At 65.4% G+C, this 24,624-nt stretch carries 26 protein-coding genes and 3 pseudogenes; 23 read left to right on the top strand and 6 right to left on the bottom strand.

What is annotated here, in order from left to right; all coding sequences use genetic code 11:
• The first annotated feature begins 75 nt into the window (after positions 1-75).
• The 12 genes and pseudogenes from PQR02_RS16095 to PQR02_RS16040 all read left to right on the top strand — a co-directional run bounded on the left by PQR02_RS16095 (position 76) and on the right by PQR02_RS16040 (position 12,532).
• Positions 76-2,448, top strand: a complete 2,373-nt coding sequence (locus tag PQR02_RS16095) for a bifunctional salicylyl-CoA 5-hydroxylase/oxidoreductase (protein ID WP_408232479.1) — start codon at positions 76-78, stop codon at positions 2,446-2,448.
• Complete coding sequence (locus PQR02_RS16090; protein WP_408232476.1) at positions 2,445-3,227, top strand: SDR family NAD(P)-dependent oxidoreductase; 783 nt, start codon at positions 2,445-2,447, stop codon at positions 3,225-3,227. Before PQR02_RS16095 ends, PQR02_RS16090 begins: the two co-directional genes overlap by 4 nt.
• Complete coding sequence (locus PQR02_RS16085; RefSeq protein WP_408232473.1) at positions 3,224-3,784, top strand: MarR family winged helix-turn-helix transcriptional regulator; 561 nt, start codon at positions 3,224-3,226, stop codon at positions 3,782-3,784. Before PQR02_RS16090 ends, PQR02_RS16085 begins: the two co-directional genes overlap by 4 nt.
• Positions 3,785-3,823: 39 nt before the next feature.
• Positions 3,824-4,675, top strand: coding sequence for an enoyl-CoA hydratase family protein (locus tag PQR02_RS16080; protein ID WP_408232470.1), 852 nt, complete (start codon positions 3,824-3,826; stop codon positions 4,673-4,675).
• A 1-nt stretch (position 4,676) separates the two neighbouring features.
• Entirely contained in the window at positions 4,677-5,879 is a 1,203-nt protein-coding gene (locus PQR02_RS16075) for an acyl-CoA dehydrogenase family protein (protein WP_408232467.1), read from the top strand.
• Positions 5,879-6,322 carry an acyl-CoA thioesterase gene (locus PQR02_RS16070; RefSeq protein ID WP_149671319.1) on the top strand — a complete coding sequence of 148 codons (444 nt, stop codon included), beginning with the start codon at positions 5,879-5,881 and terminating at the stop codon, positions 6,320-6,322. The genes PQR02_RS16075 and PQR02_RS16070 overlap by 1 nt, the downstream gene beginning before the upstream one ends.
• Positions 6,319-6,714: a RidA family protein gene (locus tag PQR02_RS16065; RefSeq protein WP_408232463.1), complete on the top strand. Its 396-nt coding sequence runs from the start codon at positions 6,319-6,321 to the stop codon at positions 6,712-6,714. The genes PQR02_RS16070 and PQR02_RS16065 overlap by 4 nt, the downstream gene beginning before the upstream one ends.
• Before the next feature lie 80 nt (positions 6,715-6,794).
• A complete protein-coding gene (locus tag PQR02_RS16060; RefSeq protein WP_408232460.1) occupies positions 6,795-8,435 on the top strand; it encodes an AMP-binding protein in 1,641 nt (546 codons plus the stop codon).
• A gap of 27 nt (positions 8,436-8,462) precedes the next feature.
• Complete coding sequence (locus PQR02_RS16055) at positions 8,463-9,686, top strand: dienelactone hydrolase family protein (RefSeq protein ID WP_408232457.1); 1,224 nt, start codon at positions 8,463-8,465, stop codon at positions 9,684-9,686.
• Positions 9,687-9,787: 101 nt separating this feature from the next.
• A pseudogene (locus PQR02_RS16050) lies at positions 9,788-9,922 on the top strand (glutathione S-transferase); the annotation flags it as partial.
• 178 nt (positions 9,923-10,100) lie between these two features.
• A pseudogene (locus PQR02_RS16045) lies at positions 10,101-11,596 on the top strand (DHA2 family efflux MFS transporter permease subunit).
• Positions 11,597-11,698: 102 nt separating this feature from the next.
• Positions 11,699-12,532, top strand: a complete 834-nt coding sequence (locus PQR02_RS16040) for an AraC family transcriptional regulator (protein WP_408232454.1) — start codon at positions 11,699-11,701, stop codon at positions 12,530-12,532.
• A gap of 49 nt (positions 12,533-12,581) precedes the next feature.
• Here PQR02_RS16040 and PQR02_RS16035 read toward each other — a convergent pair whose 3' ends face one another.
• The gene (locus PQR02_RS16035) at positions 12,582-13,205 is read right to left on the bottom strand and encodes an aminoacyl--tRNA ligase-related protein (protein WP_408232451.1); all 624 of its coding nucleotides are present in this window, start codon (positions 13,203-13,205) and stop codon (positions 12,582-12,584) included.
• A complete protein-coding gene (locus tag PQR02_RS16030; protein ID WP_408232448.1) occupies positions 13,106-13,504 on the bottom strand; it encodes a hypothetical protein in 399 nt (132 codons plus the stop codon). The genes PQR02_RS16035 and PQR02_RS16030 overlap by 100 nt, the downstream gene beginning before the upstream one ends.
• A 182-nt stretch (positions 13,505-13,686) precedes the next feature.
• Here PQR02_RS16030 and PQR02_RS16025 point away from each other — a divergent pair, with 182 nt between their 5' ends.
• Both PQR02_RS16025 and PQR02_RS16020 read left to right on the top strand, forming a co-directional pair.
• Positions 13,687-13,836 (top strand): hypothetical protein, encoded by a 150-nt coding sequence (locus PQR02_RS16025; protein ID WP_408232445.1) that lies wholly within the window; start codon positions 13,687-13,689, stop codon positions 13,834-13,836.
• An 82-nt stretch (positions 13,837-13,918) separates the two neighbouring features.
• On the top strand, positions 13,919-14,404 hold the full coding sequence (locus PQR02_RS16020) for a GNAT family N-acetyltransferase (RefSeq protein WP_408232442.1): 486 nt from the start codon (positions 13,919-13,921) through the stop codon (positions 14,402-14,404).
• A gap of 44 nt (positions 14,405-14,448) precedes the next feature.
• Here the strand turns inward: PQR02_RS16020 and PQR02_RS16015 are convergent, their stop codons facing one another.
• Positions 14,449-15,018, bottom strand: coding sequence for a flavin reductase family protein (locus tag PQR02_RS16015; RefSeq protein WP_408232551.1), 570 nt, complete (start codon positions 15,016-15,018; stop codon positions 14,449-14,451).
• Between PQR02_RS16015 and PQR02_RS16010 the strand changes: the two genes are divergently transcribed.
• Positions 14,977-15,150: a hypothetical protein gene (locus tag PQR02_RS16010; protein WP_408232554.1), complete on the top strand. Its 174-nt coding sequence runs from the start codon at positions 14,977-14,979 to the stop codon at positions 15,148-15,150. The two genes, PQR02_RS16015 and PQR02_RS16010, sit on opposite strands and share 42 nt — an antisense overlap.
• Positions 15,151-15,183: 33 nt before the next feature.
• On the opposite strand, the gene PQR02_RS16005 is transcribed toward PQR02_RS16010, so the two are convergent.
• Positions 15,184-15,516 carry a hypothetical protein gene (locus PQR02_RS16005; protein ID WP_408232439.1) on the bottom strand — a complete coding sequence of 111 codons (333 nt, stop codon included), beginning with the start codon at positions 15,514-15,516 and terminating at the stop codon, positions 15,184-15,186.
• A 214-nt stretch (positions 15,517-15,730) separates the two neighbouring features.
• Positions 15,731-17,269, bottom strand: coding sequence for a MocR-like pyridoxine biosynthesis transcription factor PdxR (gene pdxR / locus PQR02_RS16000; RefSeq protein ID WP_408232436.1), 1,539 nt, complete (start codon positions 17,267-17,269; stop codon positions 15,731-15,733).
• Positions 17,270-17,385: 116 nt separating this feature from the next.
• Between pdxR and PQR02_RS15995 the strand changes: the two genes are divergently transcribed.
• Positions 17,386-18,111: a GNAT family N-acetyltransferase gene (locus PQR02_RS15995; RefSeq protein WP_408232433.1), complete on the top strand. Its 726-nt coding sequence runs from the start codon at positions 17,386-17,388 to the stop codon at positions 18,109-18,111.
• Between the two features lie 205 nt (positions 18,112-18,316).
• Positions 18,317-18,978: pseudogene (locus PQR02_RS15990) on the top strand (VC0807 family protein).
• Positions 18,979-18,987: 9 nt separating this feature from the next.
• Here the strand turns inward: PQR02_RS15990 and PQR02_RS15985 are convergent.
• Positions 18,988-19,854: a LysR family transcriptional regulator gene (locus tag PQR02_RS15985; RefSeq protein ID WP_408232430.1), complete on the bottom strand. Its 867-nt coding sequence runs from the start codon at positions 19,852-19,854 to the stop codon at positions 18,988-18,990.
• A 125-nt stretch (positions 19,855-19,979) separates the two neighbouring features.
• Here PQR02_RS15985 and PQR02_RS15980 point away from each other — a divergent pair, with 125 nt between their 5' ends.
• From PQR02_RS15980 to PQR02_RS15955, 6 genes are all read left to right on the top strand, one after another.
• A complete protein-coding gene (locus tag PQR02_RS15980) occupies positions 19,980-20,924 on the top strand; it encodes an AEC family transporter (protein ID WP_408232427.1) in 945 nt (314 codons plus the stop codon).
• Positions 20,925-21,140: 216 nt separating this feature from the next.
• Positions 21,141-21,971, top strand: a complete 831-nt coding sequence (locus tag PQR02_RS15975; protein ID WP_408232424.1) for an AraC family transcriptional regulator — start codon at positions 21,141-21,143, stop codon at positions 21,969-21,971.
• Positions 21,972-22,113: 142 nt separating this feature from the next.
• Positions 22,114-23,079, top strand: coding sequence for a quinone oxidoreductase family protein (locus PQR02_RS15970; RefSeq protein ID WP_408232421.1), 966 nt, complete (start codon positions 22,114-22,116; stop codon positions 23,077-23,079).
• A gap of 55 nt (positions 23,080-23,134) precedes the next feature.
• Positions 23,135-23,311: a DUF1427 family protein gene (locus PQR02_RS15965; protein ID WP_408232418.1), complete on the top strand. Its 177-nt coding sequence runs from the start codon at positions 23,135-23,137 to the stop codon at positions 23,309-23,311.
• Between the two features lie 118 nt (positions 23,312-23,429).
• Positions 23,430-24,008 (top strand): DUF4337 domain-containing protein, encoded by a 579-nt coding sequence (locus PQR02_RS15960; RefSeq protein WP_408232415.1) that lies wholly within the window; start codon positions 23,430-23,432, stop codon positions 24,006-24,008.
• 87 nt (positions 24,009-24,095) lie between these two features.
• The gene (locus PQR02_RS15955) at positions 24,096-24,614 is read left to right on the top strand and encodes a LysE family translocator (protein ID WP_408232412.1); all 519 of its coding nucleotides are present in this window, start codon (positions 24,096-24,098) and stop codon (positions 24,612-24,614) included.
• Positions 24,615-24,624: the final 10 nt, after the last annotated feature.

Below are 24,624 nucleotides of genomic sequence, written 5' to 3'. Positions count from 1 at the left end.
CCTGAAATTTACTTGACACCTAAACTATCTAAGCCTAAATTAACACTCAGGCAGGAAGCACTTTGGGGAGCGAGCATGCGCATTGTCTGTATCGGCGGCGGTCCGGCCGGGTTGTACTTCGGCTTGTTGATGAAAGGCCGCAATCCGGGTTACGAAGTCACGGTCGTCGAGCGCAACCGTCCCTATGACACATTCGGCTGGGGCGTCGTGTTTTCCGACCAGACGCTCGGCAACCTGCGCGCGGCCGACGCCCCCAGCGCCGACGCGATCCTCGACGCGTTCAACCACTGGGACGACATCGAGATCAATTTCCGCGGCCGGCACATCCGTTCGTCGGGGCACGGCTTTTGCGGCATCGGCCGTAAGCGGCTGCTGAATATCCTGCAGGCGCGCTGCGAAGAACTCGGCGTCAAGCTGGTGTTCGAGACCCGGGTAACGGACGACAGCGTCTACGAAGCCGACCTCGTCATCGCGTGCGACGGCCTGAACAGCGCGATCCGGCAAAAGTACGCGGGTACTTATCGGCCGGACATCGACACGCGCGACTGCCGCTTCGTATGGCTCGGCACCAAAAAGCTGTTCGACGCCTTCACGTTCGCGTTCGAAGAAACCGAATTTGGCTGGTTCCAGGCGCATGCCTATCGTTTCGACGATCAGACTTCCACCTTCATTGTCGAGACGCCTGAGCGCGTGTGGCGCGCCGCCGGTCTCGACGAAATGAGCAAGGAAGACAGCATCGCGTTCTGCGAGAAGCTGTTCGCGAAGTACCTGGACGGCAACACGCTGATGTCCAACGCGGCGCATTTGCGCGGCTCGTCGCAATGGATTCGTTTCCCGCGAGTGGTCAACGGCGAGTGGGTCCATTGGCGCCGCAACGCCGACGGCTCGCAAACGCCGGTCGTGCTGATGGGCGACGCCGCGCATACCGCGCACTTCTCGATCGGCTCGGGCACCAAGCTCGCGCTCGAAGACTCGATCGAACTCGCCAACAGCATCGGCGCCCATCCCGGCGACTTGCCGGCCGCGCTGAAGCATTACACCGAGGTGCGCAGCATCGACGTGCTGCGCATCCAGAACGCCGCGCGCAATTCGACCGAGTGGTTCGAGCACGTCGACCGTTACACGTCGTTCGAGCCGGAACAGTTCGCGTATTCGCTGCTCACGCGCTCGCAGCGTATTTCGCACGAAAATCTGCGCGAGCGCGACGCGCGCTACCTGTCGGGATTCGAAGACTGGCTGGCCCGGCGCTCCGGCGTGGAGCGCGCGCCGGACCAGCATTCCGTGCCGCCGATGTTCACGCCGTTCACGTTGCGCGGCGTCACGTTGAAAAACCGCGTGGTGGTCTCGCCGATGGCGCAATATTCGGCGGTCGACGGCGTGGCCGGCGACTATCACCTGATGCACCTCGGCGCGCGAGCGATGGGCGGCGCCGGCCTCGTGATGACGGAAATGACCTGCGTGTCGCCCGAAGCGCGCATCACACCCGCGTGCCCCGGCATGTACGCACCCGAGCATCTCACCGCGTGGAAGCGGATCGTCGATCTGGTGCATCGTCAGTCGGACGCGAAGATCGGCATCCAGCTCGGCCATTCCGGTGCCAAGGGTTCGACGCGCGTCTCGTGGGAAGGCATCGACCAGCCGCTCGCCGAAGGTAACTGGCCGCTCGTGTCGGCCTCACCCCAGCAGTATTTGCGTGGCGTCAGCCAGCACTCGCGCGAAGCCACCCATGAAGAGTTGCGCGAAATCGAAGCGCAATTCGTCAACGCCGCGCGCATGTCGGTCGACGCCGGGTTCGACTGGCTCGAATTGCATTGCGCGCACGGCTACTTCCTGTCGAGCTTCCTGTCGCCGCTCATCAACCATCGCACCGACGAATACGGCGGCTCGCTCGAGAACCGTTTGCGCTATCCGCTGCAGGTGTTCAAAGCAATCCGCGCCGTGTGGCCGCAAGAGAAACCGATTTCCGTACGCATCTCCGCGAACGATTGGGTCGAAGGGGGCACCACGCCGGACGACGCCGTGCAGATCGCACGCGCTTTCAAGGCGGCCGGCGCCGACATGATCGACGTGTCGTCGGGTCAGGTCAGCAAGGAAGAAAAGCCGGTGTACGGCCGCATGTTCCAGACACCGTTCGCCGACCGCGTGCGCAACGAAGCCGGCATCGCAACGATCGCGGTCGGCGCGATTTCGGAAGCGGATCACGTGAACAGCATCATCGCCGCGGGGCGTGCCGACTTGTGCGCGATTGCGCGTCCGCATCTGGCCAATCCGGCGTGGACGTTGACCGAAGCGGCGAAGATCGGCTATTTCGATGTCGCGTGGCCGAAGCCTTACACCGCCGCGAAGTCGCAACTCGAACGCAATCTGGAACGCGAGCGCGTGCAGGTCGCCGCGAATGCGGGCCTGTCCGCGCAAGAACGCGCGCAACGCGCCGAGGGAACATCGTGAGCCACTCGCATACGCCCCACTCCGCGCTTGCGGGACAACACGCCGTCGTGACCGGCGGCGGCGGCGGCATCGGCGCGGCGGTCGCGCAAGCGCTGCTGCGCGCCGGCGCACGCGTGACCCTGATGGGCCGCAATGTGCAGCGGCTCGAAACGCAGCGGGAAAAATGCCGTGCATTGGGCGACGTAACGTGCATCGGAGTGGACGTGACGCAGGAAGAGTCGGTCACGAACGCGTTCAGCCAGGCGGGCGCCGCCGATATCCTCGTCAACAATGCGGGCCAGGCGCAGGCCGCACCGTTCACGCACACCGACCTCGCGCTGTGGCAGCGCATGCTCGATGTGAACCTCACCGGCGTCTTTCTCGGCACGCGCGCGGTGCTGCCTGGCATGCTCGAACGCGGCGGTGGCCGGATCGTCAATGTCGCCAGCACGGCGGGGCAAATCGGCTACGCGTATGTCGCCGCCTATTGCGCCGCGAAGCACGGCGTGATCGGCCTCACGCGCTCGCTCGCGCTGGAAGTGGCGACCAAAGGCATCACGGTCAACGCCGTCTGCCCCGGCTATACGGAAACCGAACTGCTGCAGGCGTCGCTCGAACAGATCACCAGCAAAACCTCGCGCACCGAACAGCAGGCGCGCGAAACCTTGCTGCGCTCGAATCCGCAACATCGCTTCGTGAGTCCCGAGCAGGTTGCCAACAGCGTGCTGTGGCTGTGCCAGCCCGGCTCGGACGCCATCACGGGGCAATCCATTTCCATCTCTGGTGGAGAAGTGATGTGACCAAGTCAATCAACATCAAGAAGCCGCTGGCGGCAGGTGAAGCGAAACCGCCGCGCAAAGGCGTGGCCCAACCTGCGGAGAACGTCGTGGACCTGGAAATGAGCACGGGCGCGGACAGTCACATGGGTTTGCGTTTGTGGCTGCGCATGCTGACCACGACCAACCTCGTGCAAGCCGAATTGCGCAGACGTCTGCGCAACGAATTCGACACGACGTTGCCGCGCTTCGATCTGATGGCACAGCTCGAACGCCACCCCGAAGGTCTGAAGATGACCGAGCTGTCGCGGCGTTTGATGGTGACGGGCGGCAACATCACCGGCATTACGGACCAGCTCGAAAAAGAGGGCCTGGTCTCGCGCGACACCGATCCGAACGACCGCCGTTCGATCAGCGTGTGTCTGACGCCCGCCGGGCGCAAGGCCTTCGACAAGATGGCGGTCGCGCACGAGCAATGGGTCGTCGAACTGTTCGGCGGCCTGAGCCTCGATGAAAAGTCGCGCACGCATCAGCGTCTTGGCAAACTGAAACAACATCTGCTCGACAGTCTGAAGGACTGAAGCACACGGAACGCAGCAACCATCTGCATGGGAGACAACATGACACGATCCAACGCCGACGCGCTGCTGGCCGGCAACCGTCTGACGCTCGCCGGATACGAGGCGCAACACTTCGGCTGGTCGGTGACGGCCAAGATCGCGACAATCACGCTGAACCGTCCGGAGCGCAAGAATCCGCTGACCTTCGAATCGTATGCGGAGCTGCGCGACCTGTTCCGCCAACTGGCCTACGCGACCGACGTGAAGGCGGTGGTGATTCACGGCGCAGGCGAGAACTTCTGTTCCGGCGGCGACGTGCACGACATCATCGCGCCGCTGATCGATCTGCCGATGCCGGAACTGCTGCTCTTCACGCGCATGACCGGCGATCTCGTCAAGGCGATGCGCCATTGCCCGCAACCCATCATCGCAGCCGTCGACGGCGTCTGCGCCGGCGCGGGCGCGATTCTCGCGATGGCGTCCGACATGCGCCTGGGCACCCCGCGCAGCAAGCTCGCGTTCCTGTTTTCGCGCGTCGGCCTCGCGGGCTGCGACATGGGCGCTTGCGCAATGCTGCCGCGCATCATCGGCCAGGGCCGCGCCGCCGAACTGCTCTTCACCGGCCGCTCGGCGAGCGGCGACGAAGGCCATGCATGGGGCTTCTATAACCGCCTGTGCGAACCGGCCGCGCTCGTCGACGAAGCGCAGAAGCTCGCGGCCGATCTCGTCGCCGGTCCGACGTTCGCGCACGGCATCACGAAGAAGATGCTGCACCAGGAATGGAGCATGAGCATCGACGAGGCGATCGAATCCGAAGCGCAGGCCCAGGCGATCTGCATGAGCACGCGCGATTTCGAGCGCGCGTATAGCGCATTTGCCGCGAAGTCGCGTCCGGTTTTCGAGGGAGATTGAATTGAGCGCCGACAACCCGATCGATTTGCACAGTGCGCTCGCGTGGCCGTTCTTCGAGCCGCGTCATCGCGGACTGGCCGCCGGCATCGAAGCATGGTGCCGCGCGAATCTCGCACACGAAGATCACGCGGACACCGATGCGACCTGCCGCCGTCTCGTGCGCGAACTGGGCGCCGCAGGCTGGCTGAAATACGGCGTGGGCGGGGTCGCCTACGGCGGTCACGGCGACACGATCGATACCCGCGCCGTGTGCCTGCTGCGCGAAACGCTCGCCAAACATTCGGGCCTCGCGGATTTCGCGCTCGCCATGCAGGGTCTCGGCTCGGGCGCGATCTCGCTCGGCGGCACGCATGAGCAAAAGACACGCTATCTGCCGCGCGTCGCGAACGGCACGGCGCTCGCCGCGTTCGCGCTGTCGGAACCGGAAGCGGGCTCGGACGTCGCGGCAATGGCGCTGTCGGCCCGTGAAGACGGCGACGCCTATGTGCTCGACGGCGACAAGACGTGGATCTCCAACGGCGGCATCGCCGACTTCTACGTGGTGTTCGCGAGAACCGGCGAAGCGCCGGGCGCGCGCGGCATCAGCGCATTCATTGTCGATGCCGATACGCCGGGGCTCGAGATCGCCGAACGCATCGACGTTATCGCGCCGCATCCGCTCGCGCGTCTGCATTTTGCGGGCGCTCGCGTGCCGCGCAGCCAGATGCTCGGCGCGCCCGGCGAAGGCTTCAAGCTCGCGATGCGCACGCTGGATATTTTCCGCACGTCGGTGGCCGCTGCGTCGCTGGGCTTCGCGCGTCATGCGATGGCCGAGGGTCTCGCGCGGGCATCGTCGCGCAAGATGTTCGGGCAGACACTCGGCGATTTCCAGCTCACGCAGGCCAAGCTCGCGCAGATGGCGTTGACCATCGACAGCAGCGCACTGCTCGTCTATCGCGCCGCGTGGCTGCGCGATCAAGGCGAAAGCGTCACGCGCGAAGCGGCGATGGCCAAGTGGCATGCAAGCGAAGGCGCGCAACAGGTGATCGACGCCGCCGTGCAGCTTTTTGGCGGCATGGGTGTGCAAAGCGGCACCGCCGTCGAAATGCTGTATCGCGAAATCCGCGCACTGCGCATTTACGAAGGCGCGACCGAAGTGCAGCAGTTGATCATCGGCCGCGATTTGTTGAAAGCGCATGCCGCCGCCGTCGGAGAACATCGCTGATGAACGCGACCTTCGAACGGCCCGTGCGAATCCGCTTCTCGCACTGCGATCCGGCGGGCATCGTGTTCTTTCCGCAATATCTGGTGATGACCAACGCGCTGGTCGAGGACTGGTTCAACGAAGGCCTGCACGTCGATTACGCGCAAATGATCGCGCAGCGCCGGGTCGGCTTGCCGATCGTCAAACTCGACTGCGAGTTTTCGAGGCCGAGCCAGATGGGCGAGACGATCTTGCTGACGCTCGGCGTGAGCGCGATCGGCCGGCGTTCGATCAGCATCGACATCGTCGGCCATTGCGGCGGCGAAACCCGTTTTCGCGCGAAGCAGGTGCTCGTGACCACGTCGCTCGAAAGCGGCACATCCATCGACATTCCCGCCGACATCGCGAGCGCGCTCGCGACGTTTGCCCCTCAACCCGAATCCATCGAGGCGCATCGCTCATGAAACAAGCTCTCCTTCCCGCCGGCTGGATCAAACCGCGCGGCTACGCGAACGGCGTCGCGGCGAGCGGCACGCAGGTGTTCATCGCCGGCCAGATCGGCTGGGACGAACAGGCGCAGTTCCGGACCGCCGACTTCGCCGCGCAAGCCGTCCAGGCGCTCGAAAACGTCGTGGCCGTGCTGCATGAAGCGGGCGGCAAGCCCGAGCATCTGGTGCGCATGACGTGGTACGTCACCGACAAACGCGAGTATCTCGCGGCTTTGAAAGACATCGGCCGCGCGTTTCGCGAGTTGATCGGCGACTATGACATCGCGATGAGCGCCGTGCAGGTCGTCGCGCTGATCGAAGACGAAGCGAAGGTCGAGATCGAAGCGACCGCCGTGATTCCGCAGTAGGCATGGAAAGAAAACAAGCGCAGGCAAACCACCAAGCCAACCGAAGCGATTTAGCCCGCTCAACGCCCGGGAGACCCGAGATGGAACCGTCAGCACACGTCGATACTTTCGCGCGCGACAATCTTCCGCCGCAGGACCAGTGGCCCGTTTTTCTGCTCGACAATCCGGACTTGGCCTATCCGGCGCGCCTGAACTGCGCGACCGAGCTACTCGAACGGACCATCGAAGCGGGCCATCGCGACCATCCGGCGATCTGGTCCGAGGTGGACGGCGCGCCGCGCGCCACCACTTATGGCGAACTGCTCGCGCTCGTCAATCGCAGCGCTCACGTGCTGGTCGACGAAATGGGTTTGCAGCCTGGCAACCGGGTGCTGCTGCGCGGGCCGAACACATTGCAGATGGCCGTCGCCGCGCTCGCGGCGCTGAAGGCGGGTTTGGTCGTGGTGCCGACCATGCCCTTGCTGCGCGCGAAGGAACTGAAGCAGATCATCGGCAAGGCGCAGATCAGCGCGGCGTTGTGCGACGCCCGTCTGACCGAAGAACTGGCGCGCTGCGCCGATCCTCGCGACGAGTTCTACTGCGCGAGCCTGAAGCAGATGCGCCGGTTCCACGACGACGCCGCCGATTCGCTCGACACCCTCGCGGTCAACAAGCCCGACCACTTCACCGCATGCGACACCGCCGCCGACGACGTCTGCCTGATCGCCTTCACGAGCGGCACGACCGGCGCGCCGAAAGGCTGCATGCACTTTCATCGCGACGTGCTGGCGATGTGCGATCTGTTTCCTCGCCATGTGCTCAAGCCATCGTCGAGCGATGTGTTTTGCGGCACGCCGCCGCTCGCGTTTACGTTCGGGCTCGGCGGCCTGCTGTGCTTTCCACTGCGGGTGGGCGCGTCCACGGTGCTGATCGAGAAGCTCACGCCCGAAACGCTGCTGCAAACCGTTGAACGTTTTCACGCGACCATCATGTTCACCGCGCCGACCTTTTACCGGCAAATGGCGCCGCTCGTCACGCGTCATGACATGTCGAGCCTGAAGAAGACCGTATCGGCCGGCGAAGCGCTGCCGGATTCCACGCGGCGTTTGTGGCGTGACGCGACCGGCATCGACATGATCGACGGCATCGGCGGCACCGAGTTGATCCATATTTTCATTTCGGCGCAGGGCGAGCAGATTCGTCCGCATGCGATCGGCCGCGCGGTGCCGGGCTACGTCGTGCAGGCCGTCGACGACGCGATGCAACCGGTGCCGCCCGGCACGATCGGCAAACTCGCGGTGCGCGGGCCGACCGGCTGCCGCTATCTCGCCGACGAGCGGCAGGCGAGGTTCGTGCGCGACGGCTGGAATCTGCCGGGCGACTCGGTCTATCTCGACGAGGACGGCTACGTGTTCTACCAGGCGCGCGCCGACGACATGATCGTTTCAGCCGGGTACAACATTTCCGGTCCCGAAGTGGAGAGCGTGTTGCTACAACACGATGCGGTGTCCGAATGCGGGGTGATCGGCGTGGTGGATGAGACTCGCGGACAGATCGTCAAGGCGTTCGTGGTGCTCAACCCAGGTTATGAGCCGGATGACAAACTGGTCGCGCAACTGCAGGATTTCGTGAAAAATAGCGTGGCGCCGTATAAATACCCACGCGTCATCACGTTCGTCGAGGCATTGCCGCGCACCGAAACCGGCAAGCTCAAACGCTTTGAGTTGCGGACGATGACTTAACCCACTTGCGACCTGGAGACACACCGCATGGCAGCCTCTTTCATCGAAGTCGTCGCCCAGGATGGCGGCCGTTTCAACGCCTACGTCGCGCGTCCGGCGCAGGGGTCGGGACCGGGCCTCGTGCTGTTGCAGGAAATCTTCGGCGTCAACGACACGATGAAGGCGACCGCCGACCGCTACGCCGAGGAAGGCTATGTGGTGCTGGTGCCGGACCTGTTCTGGCGCATCAAGCCGGGCATCGAACTCGGTTACGGCGACGCCGATATGCAGCAGGCGCTCGGCTATCTCGGTCAGTTCAACGTCGATCTCGCCATCGACGACATCGCCGCGACTCTCGCCGCGTTGCGCGCCCTGCCCGAACAGGCCGGCAAGGTCGGCACGGTGGGCTACTGCCTCGGCGGCAAGCTCGCGTTCCTGAGCGCCGCGCGCACCGACGTCGACTGCGCGGTCAGCTACTACGGCGTGGGGCTCGAAGCGCATCTGGACGAAGTGCCCGCCGTGCGCTGCCCGATGGTGTTCCACTTCCCCGAAAACGACGCGCACTGTCCGCCGGCCACGCGCGAGCGCATCAGCGCCGCGTTGCGCACGCGTCCGCAAATCGAGCAGTACGTGTACCCCGGTTGCGATCACGCGTTTGCCGCGCCGGCGCGTCCGCAGTACGACAAGCCCGCCGCGATGATGGCGTATTCGCGCACGCTCGCGCTGCTGCGCAAGGTGCTCGGTCCGGTCTACGATCTGAACGCGCTGTGGGAAGCGCACTGCTACCACGAGTTCGCCACGCGCGACGTGGACGCGGTGATGCCGACCATGGTCGCCGAGCCCTATGTCAACCACGTGCCAACGATGACCGGCGGCGTCGGCCATGACCGGCTCAAGCGCTTCTACACGCATCACTTCGTCAACTCGAATCCGCCCGATACGAAGCTGATTCCGATTTCACGCACGATCGGCGCGGACCGCATCGTCGACGAATTCATTTTCAGCTGCACGCATAGCTGCGAAATCGACTGGCTGTTGCCGGGTGTCGCGCCGACCGGCAAGTATTTCGAAGTGCCGATGCTGGCGGTGGTGTGCTTTCGTGGCGACAAGCTTTACAACGAGCACATCTATTGGGATCAGGCTTCGGTGCTGGTGCAAGTGGGCTTGCTGAATCCCGAGGGGCTGCCGGTGGCCGGGATCGAAAGCGCGCGCAAGCTGCTCGACGAGACCTTGCCGTCGAATGAGTTAATGGCCAGCAAGGCGCGCGCGTGAGCCGCATGGGCCAGAGACGGACGCGAGAGCGCGACTGGAGCCACACCTCGGCACAAGGTCCCTATGATGTGACGCTCCATTCGCCAACGTCCCTCGACTCATCCGCGACGGCGCGCGGCGGCATGGAAGGCCAGTTGCCCGCGATAGCCGGTTTCCTGAAGCGCATTCACGCGCGGCCCGCGTATCGGCGTGCGCTCGAGCGCGGTGGCAAGTACGAGATTCTCGGCGGCCACTGACGACGCCCGTCGCGCGTGATTTCGTAGTCGCGGCGGGGTTTCGTAGCGGGCTTTCGTAGTGTGACGCGAAACTCGCGGATGCTAGACTCAACAATCCCATTGCTCTCGACAGATGGCCCGCGTTCCGCCGCGGGTCGAGTCCCTTGAATCCGCGCGAGCGCGGCACAGGAGCGCCCGCATGACCCATTCCATTCACGGCAGGCAACGCTGGCTGGCGCTGATCGTCCTGTGCCTGGGCGACTTGATGATCGTGCTCGACACCACCATCGTCAACGTCGCGCTGCCGTCCATCGCGGCGGACCTCGGTTTCACCGAAACCTCGCTGGTCTGGGTAGTCAACGCGTACATGCTGACCTTCGGCGGCTTTCTGCTGCTCGGCGGACGGCTCGGCGATCTGTACGGACACCGCAAGCTGTTTCTCGGCGGCATCACGCTGTTCACGCTGGCGTCGCTCGCTTGCGGGATGGCGAACTCGCAAATCCTGCTGATCGGCGCACGCGCCCTGCAGGGACTCGGCGGCGCGGTCGTCTCGGCGGTATCGCTGTCGTTGATCATGAATCTGTTCACCGAGTCCGGCGAGCGTGCGAAGGCAATGGGCGTGTAGGCTTCGTCTGCGCGGGCGGCGGCAGTATCGGCGTGCTGCTGGGCGGCCTGCTCACCAACCTGCTGAGCTGGCACTGGATCTTTCTCGTCAATCTGCCGATCGGCGTCGCAGTGTACGCAGCGTGTGCCGCGCTGCTGCCGGCCGCTCGCGGACAAGCTCACGGCGAGCGGCTCGACGTGGCCGGCGCGGTAACGGTCACCGCGTCGCTGATGCTGGCCGTCTACGCGGTGGTCAACGCCAATGAAGCGGGCTGGACCTCGGCTCAAACGCTCGGCTTGCTGTTCGCCGGGCTCGTGCTGCTGGCCGCGTTCCTGGTGATCGAAGCGCGGGTCCAGCATCCGTTGATGCCGCTCGGCCTGTTCCGCTTGCGCAATGTCTCGATCGCGAACGTTGTCGCCGTGCTGTGGGCGGCGGCGATGTTCGCGTGGTTCTTCATCTCCGCGCTGTACCTGCAGCGCGTGCTCGGCTACCGGCCGTGGCAGGTCGGGCTCGCATTCCTGCCGTCGAATCTGATCATGGCGTTTTTCTCGCTCGGCCTGTCGGCGCGCGTGGTGATGCGCTTCGGCCTGCGCCGTCCGCTGGCGGCGGGTCTGCTGATGGCGGCGTGCGCGCTCGCGTGGTTCGCACGCGCGCCGGTCGGCGGCAGCTTCGTGCCCGACGTGCTGCCCGGCATGATCCTGCTCGGTGTCGGCGCGGGCATCGCATTCAATCCGATGCTGCTCGCCGCGATGAGCGATGTCGATCCGGCCGATTCGGGCCTCGCGTCCGGGATCGTCAATACGTCGTTCATGATGGGCGGCGCGCTTGGGCTTGCGGTGCTCGCGAGTCTCGCGGCCGCGCGCAGCGATGCGCTGCAAGCAGCGGGGAGCGCGCCCGCAGCGCTTAATGGCGGCTATCACGTGGCGTTTGTGTTGGGCGCGATTTTCGCTGCGGCGGCTGGCATTCTCGGCGGCTTGCTGTTGCGGCCGGGGCAGCCTGGGCAGCCGGGCGGCGCGAGTGCTCACGGCGTGCCGGTATCGTCGCAACCGGCGCGCGCCACCGGCAACGAGGCGGCGACCGAAAACTTCTGAGCCGCGCGCCGTCACGCGTGAGTCACAGCAAAACCGCAAGCGCGATCAAACGCGGTGCCTCGCCACTGGCTATGCTGGCTTCATGCTGATATGAGAGCCGATATGAACCCGGTCGGAAAAGCGCTCTGGTTTATCGAAAGCCATTATGCAGGCGATCTGACGCTCGACGACATCGCCCAATGCGGGTGCGTGTCGCGCTTTCATCTGGCGCGGGCTTTCGAAGCGGCCACCGGGCTTTCGGTGATGCGCTACGTGCGCGCGCGCCGTCTGAGCGAAGCCGCGCGACGTCTCGCCGACGGCGCCCCCGACATTCTGGCGGTCGCCATCGACGCCGGTTACGGTTCTCATGAAGCATTCACCCGCGCGTTTCGCGAGCAATTCGGACTCACGCCCGAAGCGCTGCGCGCGCGGGGCCAACTGGATGACATCGCCATCGTGGAGCCGATCAAAATGGACGAAACCCTTCTCACGCATCTTGAGCCGCCCCGCTTCGAAGACGGCAAGCCGTTTCTCGTCGCGGGTATGAACGAGCGCTATACGTGCGACACCAGCAAGGCCATTCCATCGCAATGGCAGCGCTTCGGCGCGTACTTCGGCAAGGTGCCGGGCCAAGTGGGCAGCGTCGCTTATGGCGTGTGCTACAACGCGGACGACGCGGGCAATTTCGATTATCTGTGCGGCGTCGAAGTCAGCGATTTTTCGGCGTTGCCCGCGGAGTTGAGCCGCGTGCGGATCGCCGCGCAGAAGTATGCGGTGTTTAGTCATCGCGAGCACATTTCGGCCATTCGCCGCACGTTGAATACGATCTGGAATCAGTGGCTGCCGGCGTCGGGTCATGTGCCTGCGGATGCGCCGAATTTCGAGCGGTATGGCGAGCAGTTTGATCCGGTGAGCGGAATGGGCGGGGTGGAGATCTGGTTGCCGCTGAAGGGGTGAAGCGTCGATCCGGCGCCGCGCCCGCCGCCGTCTCGAAGCACCCAACGCATCACGCTCGCGCGGCCACCGGCGGCGGCGGCGCCGCCAGGCGCAAATGCTCGACACCCTCCGCAAAAGTCAGCGTCAACTGCCGCCCATCGCGCAGGCGAATGCTGATCGTCCGATCGCGCTCATCGCGCGAGCCCAACGCGACCAGGATCGGCACCTGCTTCTCGCGCGCATCGACGATCTGCTTCTCCAGCCACTCGGGCCGGCTGTCGAGGTATGCCCTGATGCCCGCATCGTCGAGCGCTTGCATCAGCTCGTGCGCGTAAGCCGCAATCGCGTCGCTGATCGTCACCACCACGACCTGTTCGGGCGCGAGCCACATCGGCAGCCAGCCTTCGTGATGTTCGAGCAGCATCGCGATGAAACGCTCCATGCTCCCAAGCACCGCGTGGTGAATCATCACGGGCCGCTCGCGCTCATTGCGCTCGTTGACAAATTCCGCGTCGAGCCGTTCGGGCAGCACGAAGTCGAGCTGGATCGTGCCGCATTGCCAGCACCGCGCGCGGCTGTCCGTCAGATGGAACTCTAGTTTCGGCCGTAAAACGCACCCTCGCCTTCGCGCAAGACGAATGCGAGACCGGCCGCGCGCGCGGCATCCGCCAACGCGTGTTCCGCCCGATCCCACGTTGCATCGCTGCCCGCTCGCGAAGCCGGCCGCGTCGCCAGCGCGACCTCGAACGCCGGAAAGCCGAGGTCCGCATAGACCGACCGCAGCAGCGAGCAGAAGCGGCCCACTTCGGCTTCGATATGCGCGTGCGCGCAGAACACGTGCGAGTCCGCGCGACGCATGCAAGCGCGCACACAATCTTCCAGCACGCGATATAACCCCCAGCCGCGCGGACAGAACACCATGCCGGCGCCTTCCTCCTGTTGATGGAAGAGGTCGAGTTTGTTGCCTGGTACACGATCGTCGATGTCGTTCACAGTCATGCTCCGTTTGCTCGAATACCGTTGCAGATTCGCCGATGAATCGCCGGTGGATCGTTGATGGATGCCGAAAACGGAGAGCCAGAAACGCCAAAGGCCCCGTCCGTTTCCGGCGGGGCCTTTGGTGGTTTGCCACTGCGACTCTTGCTGCTAGCGCGCAACCTCCAGACGACCCGCCTGTGAAGATGGTCGCCGTGGTGGTGACGGCAGAGAAGGGAATCGAGTGGAAGTCCATGGATCGACAGCAAGCGATTTTGTCCGCGCGCGTCAACCGCTATGGTGGCGAGTGCTGCGCACGAGCTGCATGGCTGGCCATAACCATGCAATAAACGCTACGATGTACGTCCGATCCGCAGCCGACGCGTTCTCGCCCGGCGTCGATCCGCCATCCAACCCATCGAGCCCGTTGCCTTGACTATTCACATCCGCCCCGCCACCGCCGCCGACGCAGCGCTGATTCTTCGCTTCATCACCGAACTCGCGGTGTACGAAAAAGCCGAGCACGAAGTCGTCGCCAGCGTCGAAGACATCGAAGCCAGCCTGTTTCGCGCCGGCGCTCCGGCCACGTCGCTCATTTGCGAAATGAACGGCGAGCCGGTCGGCTTCTGCGTCTACTTCTTTTCGTACTCCACGTGGCTCGGCAAACAGGGGCTTTACCTGGAAGACCTATACGTGTCGCCCGCATCGCGCGGCAGCGGCGCGGGCAAGCAGATGCTGCGCCACCTCGCGCAAATCGCGTGCGATACCGGTTGCGGCCGCTTCGAATGGAGCGTGCTCGACTGGAACGAACCGGCGATCGGCTTCTACAAGTCGATCGGCGCGAGCGCGCAAAGCGAATGGGTGCGTTACCGGTTGGCGGGCGATGCGCTGAAGACGTTTGCCGAGGGCGTCAACTGATGCAGCACACGGTGGCGCGAACTCGTCGCGCCGCCTGCCGCTCGTCAATCCGCTGACCCCGCGCTCACCGGCGCGACCTCAAACGCGTCGCCGTTGGTGAAAAACGTCCCGCCGGCCACGTAATGGCAGGTGCGCAGATCGGGGTCGTCGCCGAAATGCCAACGGTTGTTCGAATACACGCGGCTGTCCGCATACGCGGCGACCACTTCGCCGATGATCAGATCGTGACGCTGGCTCTCGTCCGCAATCACCGTGCACTCCATCCACGTGATGCAGCCGGTCAGCATCGGCACGTCGATGATTTGCGCGGCGAACGTGTCGAGATCGAACGCGGAGAACTTGTCGAGATCGGCGCCCGCGTGGCTGCCCACTGCCAGCGTTTGCGCGGCGAAGCCACGGCTCGGCAGTTGCAGGCCGAACACGCCGCTCGCTTCGATCAGTTGGCGCGTGAGCGTGCGGCTGACCACCACGACCACCAGCTTCGGCGGGTTGAAGTCGAGCGGCATCGCCCACGACGCCGCGATCACGTTCGAGCGGCCACCGTGCACGCTGCTGATGATCGTGATCGGTCCATGATTGAGCACCTGGGTGGCCCGCGACAACGTCGGGCGGATCTTTTCAAAGCAGGCGATTCGGCGGCCTATCTCACGACGGTCGCCGCCGCGGTGGACTGCGCCTATGCAAACGGCGCGGCCACGCCGCAGAAGCGCTACAACAGAAAGAGGGAGAGCAAACACGCTTCATGACGGCAGCCCGCAAGCTGCCGTCCCGCGCATCTGTCAATGTGGCGCTTTGCCGTTGGGCACCGCGTCGAGCGGTTTGTGCTGTTCTTCGCCGAGTCCCGGGAAGAATGCGTTCCAGGCGGCCCGTACGCCCTGGGCCGCGGTGGCCTCGGCGCCGATGGATTCGGCCTCGCCCTCGGCGGCTTTCGATGGATCGGCAGACAAGCCGCGCCAGTGCGTGAACACCAGCAACGGTTTCTCGGTCCAGATGCCGTCACCAAATTTCGCAAACGCCGTGTCCCCGCTCGTCAACTGCACCTCGTACCAGCCTTCACGGACGGGCGCGTGGGCGGCAAGCTCAAACCACGGGGTCGGTTCGATTTCCTTCATGTCGTCTCCGGTCGGATAAAGCGTGATAGAAAACACAAGCAACGCATTCTTCATACCCGGACCTGACAGCGGCTGACACCGCCCGCCACGCGTTGTTGCAACGCGGTGCGCCGGGTATGACTTGCGGGCAATTCGTCGACTTCGAACATCTCGATCTCGCCGCGCATAAACGACACGATAGCGCGACATGGGCCGCGCGGACAAACCTAAAAACTTACTCGCGCAGCGCGGCGCCCGACACGGCCGCCGCAGCCCCTTTTGAGCCGCGCGCCGGCTTGCCTTCCAGTTCGCGCGCCAGCTCGGCCAACGTGTCGATGGCGGGCGCGAGGCGCTCGGCGGGCGTGTTGCCATAGCCGATCACCAGCCCGTTGGTTTCCGCGCGCGGCAGCAGCGCGAAGCCGGACAGCGCGCGGGGATTGAGCCTTGCGGCACGCGCGCGTTCAGCGAGGGTTCGATCGGCAACGCGCGGCGGCAAACGCAGCGTCAGATGCATGCCGCAATCGCCGCCGAGAATCTGCGCCGACGCGAAATGCGCGGTGAGCGCATCGCGCAGCGCCTGCTGGCGATCCCGGTACAGCCGCCGCATACGCCCGAGATGCCGCCCGAACTCGCCGCTTTCGATGAAATGCGCAAGCGCCAGCTGCTCCAGCCGATGCCCGCCGCGCAGCATCTCCTGCAACGCGACGGCGGCGTGCGCTCCGATCGCGCGCGGCAGCACGACGAAGCCGATGCGCAGCGCCGGAAACATCGTCTTGCTAAACGAGCCGACATACAGCACCGGCGCATCGTCGACGAGGCCTTGCATGCTGGCGATCGGCTCGCCGGTGTGGCGGAATTCGCCGTCGTAGTCGTCCTCGATCAGCCACGCGCCGCAGCGCCGCGCCTGCGCGATCAACTCCAGACGGCGCGCCACCGACAGCACCGCACCCGTAGGGTACTGATGCGCGGGCGACGTGTAGATCAGCCTCGGTGGATGTGCGCGCCATGCGCCGGACGGCGCGGCCATGCCTTCGGCGTCGACGGGGATCGGCAGCGTCTTCAGATCGCCAAGGTTGAACGCGGCCTTCGCGCCGCGATAACCCGGGTCCTCGACCCAGGCGACATCGCCCGGATTCGTGAAGAGGCGCACGCACAGATTCAGCGCCTCCTGCGCGCCCTCGGTGATCACCACCTGCGAGCCTTCACAGCGCACGCCGCGCGCCATCCGCAGATGCGCGGCGATCGCGTCGCGCAACGCCGGCTCGCCCGCCGGCGTGCCGTAGCCGAGCGCGAGCGGCAACGCCTCGTCCATCGAACGCTCGAGCGCGCGCCGCCAGGCGCCGAGCGGGAAGCGGTCCAGCGCGGGTGTGCCGGGGGTCAGCGAAAAGGTGTTGTCGGTATGCGTGCGGGTCGCGGCGAACTGCGCGACGCGCGCCGCGTAGACGACCTCGGGCAGCGCGGTGTGAACCGGCGGCTCACCGCGCGCGGCCGGGCTGGAGAGCGGACTTACGCGCGTGCCCTTTTTGTCGGCGACCACGTAGCCGACAGCGGCCAGGTGCTCGTAAGCGATCACTACCGTGTTGCGCGACACGCCCATCTCCGCCGCCAGCGAACGCGACGACGGCAACAGCGACCCGGCGGGCAGACGCCCGGCGAGGATCGCCTGCTGTAAACGCTCGATCAACTGCTTTTGCAGCGGCGCGGGCTTCGCGCCGCGAGTGGCGACGGGCGCCGCTGCGGGCGCATGGACGAGCGGACCGATGATCTCGATCATGGCGGCTGGACCTATCGAATGGGCTAATGGTGGATCTTTTGAACATACCACGATTGCCGTATCGTTCCACTCATCGACGATCATTCACGAACTTCACGAACGACAGGAGAGCAGCCATGGAACCCAGACGCAATGCGTTCGACCAGCCGATCGGCGCGCCCGTGCCGGGCTGGAACGGGGCCCTACTGCCCGGCCGCGAACCGCTGACGGGCCGCTATTGCCGGATCGAACCGGTCGACGTCGAGCGTGATGCCGGCCATCTGTTCGACGCGTACAGCTCGGCGTCCGATGGCCGCGACTGGACCTATCTGGCGGTCGGTCCGTTCGACAGCCTCGCGTCCTATCGCGAGCATCTGACGCGCGCCGCCGCCTCCGCGGATCCGCTGCACTATGCGGTGATCGACCTGGAGAGCGGCAAGGCGGTCGGCACGCTCGCGCTGATGCGTATCGACCGCGCGAACGGCGTGATCGAAGTCGGTCACGTCACGTATTCGCCGCGCCTGAAGCGCACGCGCATCGCCACTGAAGCGATGTTCGTGCTGATGAACGAAGTGTTCGACAAGCTGGGCTATCGGCGCTTCGAATGGAAGTGCGATTCGTTGAACGAGCCGTCGCGCGCGGCTGCATTGCGCTATGGCTTCACGTTCGAAGGGATCTTCCGTCAGGCGATCGTGTATCGCGAACGCAATCGCGATACCGCGTGGTTTTCGATCATCGACAGTGAATGGCCTGCGCTGCGTTCGAGTTATATGCGTTGGCTCGACGCCGGCAACTTCGATGCGCAAGGCCGGCAGGTTGAGCGGCTGGCGGATTTGATTGCGCGGCAGAGGGCGGCGGCCTGAGGTAAGCACGCGGTGGCGCTTCCGGCGTCGCGCGGTCCGCACGTTGCGCTCGCCGCGCACCGCAACCCGTGGCATGCGCCGCGACTTCGCCCTACACTGCCCGGATATGTTTGCGCGAGTCAGCGCGACCACGTCGGCGCAGTCAACGCGTCGGCCACGGCATGCGCGGCTCGCGCTCCTTGCCACGCTCGCCACCGCCCAGCCGATGAAACCCCGCCTGCGCTACCTCAGCGCACTGCTCGTCAACGTCGCCCTACCCTGGCTCGCGTACCGCCTCGCGTTGCCGCACGGGGCCGGCTCGGCGCGCTGCTCGCGTTGGCTGTGCCGCTGGTCGCGTGGATGAGTTGGGATCTGCTGCGCTACCGCCATTTCGACGCGCTCAGCGCGATCGTGCTGGCCGGCGTCGTGCTGTCGGTGCTTGCCAGGCTCGGCGGCGGCGATGCGCGCATGCAGTCGATCGAAGACCCGATGGTGTCGGGCATGATCGGCGCGTCGTTCCTCGCGTCGCTCGCGCTGCGGCCACCGCTCGTGTTCTATCTGGCCCGCTCGACGATGTCGCGCGAGGATCATCGCAGCGCCGAGAGCTTCGAAAGACATTGGCGCGAACGACCCACGCTCGCCGCTTATATCCGCCTGATGACGCTCGTGTGGGGCGTCGGCATGGTTGGCGAGAACATCCTGCGTAGTGCGGTCGTCTGGCAATGGCCGAACGATCCGCGCTCGGCTCTCGCGTCCAACGTGCTGCGTTACGGCGTCTACGCCGGCCTGACGCTGTGGACTGTCTGGCTGCGCCGCGGCATCAAGCAGGACGCGCTGCGCTATCCAGAGGACGACCCGGTCCCCGTCAATCCTCTCGCCAGCCCCTGACCTCAGCCTTCACGCCAGTTCGAGAAACCGCGCGAGACACGGATTGCGATTCGTCGGCGACCACGCCAGCTCCTGCTCGACCTGCGGTGCGTCGACCAGCGGCCTGAATACCACGCCCGCGAGTTGCGCCTTGCGCATCGACGAGGGCACCAGCGCGACGCCCACGCCTTCATCGACGAGATTCAGCACGGTCTGCTGCAATTGCACTTCGAAGCGGATATCCGGTTCGAAGCCGCCCGAGCGGCAATGGTCGAGAATCGCCGCGCGCAGACTCGGCGCGACTTCCGCGGACGCGAGCACGAACGGCTCGCCCGCCAGTTGCCCGATCCTCAGACGCCGCGCGCGGGCGCGCGGATGGCTGCGCGAGAGCGCGACACACAGCGGCTCGCGGAGAATCGTGCGGGTGGCGAGCCCCTTGTCGGGCACGTTTGGGAACATGATGGCCGCGTCGATCTGACCGGCGAGCACCTGCACGGCGAGATCGTTTGACACGACTTCACGCAAATTCAGCGCGACCTCCGGATACGCGGCGCCGAACACCCGCGCATAGCCGGGCACGACGCTGTACGCCGAGCACATCGTGAAACCGATCGAGAGCTTGCCGGCGTCGCCGTGGGCGGCGGCTTGCGCGTTGCTGACCGCCTGCTCCACCGCCGCGAGAATCGCTTTCGCATCGGCGTAGAAGCGTTGGCCGGCCGCGGTCAACGTCACGCTGCGCGGGGTGCGCTCGATCAGCGTGACGCCGAGGCTCGCCTCCAGCGCCGCCAGTTGCCGGCTCAACGGTGGCTGCGACAGATTCAGTCGCGCCGCCGCGCGGCCGAAATGACGCGTCTCGGCGAGCATGACGAAGTAACGCAGCGGCTTGATGTCGATCACGATGCACTCCCTCTCGGACGACGATGCAAAAAAGGTATCGTCGAAGCGATAAAACAGTATTGGATTGTATCAACGCAAGCTACTACGCTGACGGGTCGCCCTGTCCGCTCGCACTTCTTGCCCCGATGTTAGCCACCCTCGAGATTCTGCTTCCCGTCTTCGGCCTGATTTTCGCGGGCTTTGCGTGCCGCCGGCGCGGCGTGCTCGGCCCGAATTCCGCGTCGGAACTGAACCGTTTCGTGGTCTGGCTCGCGCTGCCCGCGCTGCTGTTCGACACGATGGCGCACGCCACCTGGCGGCAGTTGTACCAGCCGGCCTTCGTCGCGACGTTTTCGATTGCGTGCGTCAGCGTGTTCGTGCTGATCCTCGCGACGCGATTGCTCGGCGGCCGGCATCTCGCCGACGCCAGCGTCGATGCCATTGCCGCGTCGTATCCGAACACGGGCTACATCGGCTTTCCGCTCGGCATGATCGCGTTCGGCGAGGCAAGCCTGACGCCGACCACGATCGCGACGATCCTCGTCGCGTGCGTGCTGTTCGCGTTTGCGATCGTGCTGATCGAAATCGGCTTGCAGACCGAGCGCACGCCGCACAAGCTGGGCTTGAAAGTGCTGCGCTCGCTCGCGCGCAATCCGCTGATCGTATCGCCGCTGGCGGGCGTGCTGTTTGCCAGCTTGCACGTCGCGTTGCCTGCCAGCGCGGAAACGTTTCTGAAGCTGCTGGCCGGCGCGGCAAGTCCGTGCGCGCTGGTGAGCCTCGGCCTGTTTCTCGCGGAGAAACGGCCGGCCGAAGCCGGCGCGGCCGGCATCTCGCTGCTGCTGACCGGCGTCAAGTTGCTGGTGCAGCCGGCGCTGGCATGGTGGCTCGCGGCGCGTGTCTTCGCCCTTTCGCCGATGCTCGTCGAGATGGCGGTCGTGCTGGCCGCGCTACCTACCGGCACCGGTCCGTTCATGCTCGCCGAGTTCTACGAACGCGAAGCGCATATCACGTCGCGGACGATTTTGTTGTCGACGGTGGGATCGGTGGTGACGTTGTCGGCGTTGCTGGTGGTGATGGGGCATCGCACCTGAGACTCCGGGTAGTCCGCCCAAAGCGGGCGGCCGCTCGCTGCCAGCCGGCAGCGTTGCAGCGTCTCATGCGCAAGGAGTTGACTCTTGCTTCAAACGCAACGCGCTGCTGCTGCCGCCATCGCATGGCACGCGACTGCGCGGTGACCCGTGCCTCGCGCTATGCTTCGCACACGGGCCAGCCTGGTCCGGAATCCCGTTAGCGCCACCCGACCCGCCGTGCCCAAAGCCCGCCCACCCGAACTCCACGACGAAGCCGATGCCAGCTCGCTTGCGCGTCACTATCCGCGCGGCCTGCGCATCGACCCGCACTCGCACACCTGGGCCCAGGTGCTGTATGCGGTGTCGGGCGTGATGTGGGTCGAAGTCGGCCGCGAAGCGCTGGTCGTGCCGCCGCAGCGCGCGGTCTGGCTGCCGGCCGGCACGCTCCACTCGATCCACATGATGAGCGAAGTGGAGATGCGCAATCTCTATCTGCACGAGCGCAATGTCGGCCATCTGAGCCGGCGCAGCGACGTGTTCGAGGTCAACGGACTGCTGCGCGAACTGATCACGTCGATTGCCGAACATGAGCGCACCCGCGCACGCGATCAAACCTATCTCGACGCCGCCTATCGTCTCGCGACCCTGGAACTCGCGCACGCGCGGCGCTCGTCGCTGCGCATCGCGCTGCCCGACGCGTCGGACCGGCGGCTCGAAGCGCTATGCCGCGCGGTGATCGACAACCCATCGATCGCGATCAGCTTCGAGCAGCATGCGGCATCGGCCGGCGCGAGCGTGCGCACGCTCGCGCGGCTCTTCACGCGTGAACTGGGCGTCGGCTTCGCCGAATGGCGGCGTCAGGTGCAACTGGCGGTGGCCTTGTCGGCACTCGCGCAGGGACGCCCGGTCAGCACCATCGCGCGCTCGCTCGGGTTCCAGCCGAGCAGCTTCAGCGATATGTTCCGCCGCGAACTGGGTGCGCCGCCCACCGGCTTCGATCCGGGTGACACATTGAGCGAGGCGGTCGTGGATGGATCGCCGGAACACGCAGGAGGCCGTCAGCACTGACGCCTCGACGCCGCTGCGCCCCGCTCATTGCGCGTTGTCCGAAATTCGAAAGCCCTCGTCCTGACGTCTTGATGCGAGTCAACTAGACTGCGGTCATTGGGCTGCATGCCGCAGCCCAGCATCCATCCGGAGCCCCCATCTGATGAAAGCAATCCAGTTCAAATCCTTCGGCGCCCCGGCGGTGCTCGACTACGTCGATCTGCCCACGCCGCAAGCCGATGCCGACAGCGCCGTGGTACGGATCATCGCGGCCTCGGTGAATCCAAGCGACGTCAAGAACGTGTCCGGCCATTTCAAGCACACAGTCTTGCCGCGCACGCCGGGGCGCGACTTCAGCGGCGTGGTGGCCGACGGCCCCCAAGCGTGGCTCGGCGCCGAAGTGTGGGGCACGGGGGGCGACATCGGCTTCACGCGCGACGGCACGCATGCGGAGTTCATCAAGATTCCGCTCGCCGCGCTGTCCCGCAAGCCCGCCACGCTGAGTCACGCCGAGGCCGCCGCGATCGGCGTGAACTTCGTGGTCGCATGGCTCGGCACCATCGAGTACGCGCAATTGCGCGCGGGCGAAATCATCGCGGTGATCGGCGCGGGCGGCGGCGTTGGCGGGGCGGTGGTGCAGATCGCGAAAGCGCACGGCGCGCGCGTGATCGCAGTCGATCGTCAGCCGCTCGACGCGACGACGCCAGCCGGGCGGCTGATCGACGACTATGTGCCGTTCGACGAACACGTCAGCGAGCGCCTGCGCGAGCTAACCGGCGGCGCAGGCACCGAGGTGGTGTACGACACAGTCGGCGGCGTCGCGTTCGAGACCGCGCTGAGTCTCGTCAAACGACGCGGCCGGGTGCTGGAAATCAGCGCCACGGGCAAGCGCCGCGTCGACTTCGATCTGATCGACTTCTATCACAACGAGACCCAATTGCTCGGCGTGGACAGTGCGAAGCTGGGCGTCGCGGAATCGGCGCCGTTGATGACCGCTCTGGTCGAAGGCTTCGAGAGCGGCAAACTGACGGGGCCAGCCATCGCGCAGGAGTTTCCGCTCGAACGGGCCCGCGAAGCCTATGAGGCAGTGGCCGGCGGCACGCGTGGCCGCGTCGTCATCCGCATGTGACTCGTCGTCGCAACCGGCGGGCGTGAGGACCCGCCTTTACCAGGGGACATCGAATATGAAAGCGCATCTGGTCTCGCTGGCCGCGGGCGTGATGGTCGGCCTGCTCTACAGCGTGATGGACGTGAAGTCCCCCGCGCCGCCGACCATCGCGCTGGCCGGCCTGCTCGGCATGCTCGGCGGCGAGCATGTGATTCCGCTGGTGCGCACGTGGCTCTCATCGGGCGTGCATTGAACGAACCGCGCCGCCGCGCAGCAGCGTCTTTTCCCTCACCGCGCGCCACACGCTAAGATTGAGGCCCCGGGCCCGCGCGCCGCCCGGTTGCGAAAGAAACATTGCCTCGGAGAATCGGATGTCTGAAGAATATGAAGTGCATGGTCTGCACGACCATGCCGTCGAGCACGTCGCTCACCACGACGCGGATCCGTTTGCGAGCCGCATGGCCGTGATGACGGCGATCCTCGCGACGATCGGCGCGCTATGTGCGTACCAGAGCGGCAACAGCGAAAATCTCGCGCTCTTCTACAAGAACGAAGCCGCGATCAAGAAGACCGAAGCATCGAACCAGTGGAATTACTACCAGGCCAAGGGCGAGAAAGAGAATCTCGCTGAACTCGGCGCGGCGCTGTCGGCAAGCAATAGTGACGCTCACGCGAAATTCCTCGCCGACGTCGACAAATACAAGCAGCAGAAAACGCCGATCCGCGAGAAGGCCGAAGCGATCGAAAAGGAAGTCGTCGCAAACGACAACCGAAGCGAAGCGCTGTTGCACGGCCATCATCGCTGGGCGCAGGCCACGCTGTTGATTCAGGTTGCGATTGCGCTGTGCGCGATCACTTTGCTGACCCGCAAGAACTGGCTGCGCAATCTGTCGTTCGTCGTGGCGGGCGCGGGCGTGCTGACCGCTGGCGCGGCGTTTTTCGGGGCTTGAATCCGCGCCTGTATCTGCTTCGGACATCTGTCCGCGCGCGGGCTCACTCAGCTCCCGGCGCCACAGGTCCGCAACAAGGAGTGTCGTATGGTTGATGGTTCGGCCGTTCCAGGCGTGTTCGCCGTGTACATCGCGGGCGTGGTGATCCCGGGCCCGAACTTCGTCGCGGTCGCGCACAAGGCGGCATCGGCCACGCGTTTCGAGGCGCTCGCGGTCAAGGTGGCCGGCGCCGCTTATCTGATCTGGTTCGGCGGCCGTCTGATCGTCAATGCTTCAGCGGCTCAGCCGGCGTCCATCGTGAACGCGCCGGCCGGCGGCCTGCGGCAAGCGTTCGTGCAAGGCTTCGCGACCAACATCGCGAATCCGAAGTCGATGGCGTTCTTCGCCGCCGTGTTCTCGTCCGCCGCGCCCGCGCATGTGAGCATCGGCACGTCCGCCGCGATGCTCGGCATGGTGTGTGTCGTCGCGAGCGGTTGGTACGGCTTCGTCGCGCGCACGCTGTCGCATGCGCGGATTGCGGCGGCGTACCGGCGCGGCAAGGCGTGGGCCGATCGCGTGTGCGGCGGTCTGATGGTAGCGTTGGGTGTGCGTCAGTTGATCCGCTAGCCTGGCTGGA

It is taken from the genome of Paraburkholderia sediminicola, assembly GCF_046026895.1.
In the GTDB taxonomy this organism is placed as follows: domain Bacteria; phylum Pseudomonadota; class Gammaproteobacteria; order Burkholderiales; family Burkholderiaceae; genus Paraburkholderia; species Paraburkholderia sediminicola_C.
Note: the sequence above shows the minus strand (reverse complement) of the source record. Positions and strands in the feature narration are given on the sequence as shown.

What these genes read in the sequence shown, in the direction of transcription:
- PQR02_RS15980 (WP_408232427.1), top strand. Translation starts at nt 19,980, where the DNA reads ATGTTAGCCACCCTCGAGATTCTGCTTCCCGTCTTCGGCCTGATTTTC.
- PQR02_RS16070 (WP_149671319.1), top strand. Translation starts at nt 5,879, where the DNA reads ATGAACGCGACCTTCGAACGGCCCGTGCGAATCCGCTTCTCGCACTGC.
- PQR02_RS16040 (WP_408232454.1), top strand. Translation starts at nt 11,699, where the DNA reads ATGAACCCGGTCGGAAAAGCGCTCTGGTTTATCGAAAGCCATTATGCA.
- PQR02_RS16060 (WP_408232460.1), top strand. Translation starts at nt 6,795, where the DNA reads ATGGAACCGTCAGCACACGTCGATACTTTCGCGCGCGACAATCTTCCG.
- PQR02_RS16005 (WP_408232439.1), bottom strand. Translation starts at nt 15,516, where the DNA reads ATGAAGGAAATCGAACCGACCCCGTGGTTTGAGCTTGCCGCCCACGCG.
- PQR02_RS15955 (WP_408232412.1), top strand. Translation starts at nt 24,096, where the DNA reads ATGGTTGATGGTTCGGCCGTTCCAGGCGTGTTCGCCGTGTACATCGCG.
- pdxR (WP_408232436.1), bottom strand. Translation starts at nt 17,269, where the DNA reads ATGATCGAGATCATCGGTCCGCTCGTCCATGCGCCCGCAGCGGCGCCC.
- PQR02_RS15995 (WP_408232433.1), top strand. Translation starts at nt 17,386, where the DNA reads ATGGAACCCAGACGCAATGCGTTCGACCAGCCGATCGGCGCGCCCGTG.
- PQR02_RS15965 (WP_408232418.1), top strand. Translation starts at nt 23,135, where the DNA reads ATGAAAGCGCATCTGGTCTCGCTGGCCGCGGGCGTGATGGTCGGCCTG.
- PQR02_RS16065 (WP_408232463.1), top strand. Translation starts at nt 6,319, where the DNA reads ATGAAACAAGCTCTCCTTCCCGCCGGCTGGATCAAACCGCGCGGCTAC.
- PQR02_RS15970 (WP_408232421.1), top strand. Translation starts at nt 22,114, where the DNA reads ATGAAAGCAATCCAGTTCAAATCCTTCGGCGCCCCGGCGGTGCTCGAC.
- PQR02_RS16080 (WP_408232470.1), top strand. Translation starts at nt 3,824, where the DNA reads ATGACACGATCCAACGCCGACGCGCTGCTGGCCGGCAACCGTCTGACG.
- PQR02_RS15960 (WP_408232415.1), top strand. Translation starts at nt 23,430, where the DNA reads ATGTCTGAAGAATATGAAGTGCATGGTCTGCACGACCATGCCGTCGAG.
- PQR02_RS16010 (WP_408232554.1), top strand. Translation starts at nt 14,977, where the DNA reads ATGATTGAGCACCTGGGTGGCCCGCGACAACGTCGGGCGGATCTTTTC.
- PQR02_RS16055 (WP_408232457.1), top strand. Translation starts at nt 8,463, where the DNA reads ATGGCAGCCTCTTTCATCGAAGTCGTCGCCCAGGATGGCGGCCGTTTC.
- PQR02_RS16095 (WP_408232479.1), top strand. Translation starts at nt 76, where the DNA reads ATGCGCATTGTCTGTATCGGCGGCGGTCCGGCCGGGTTGTACTTCGGC.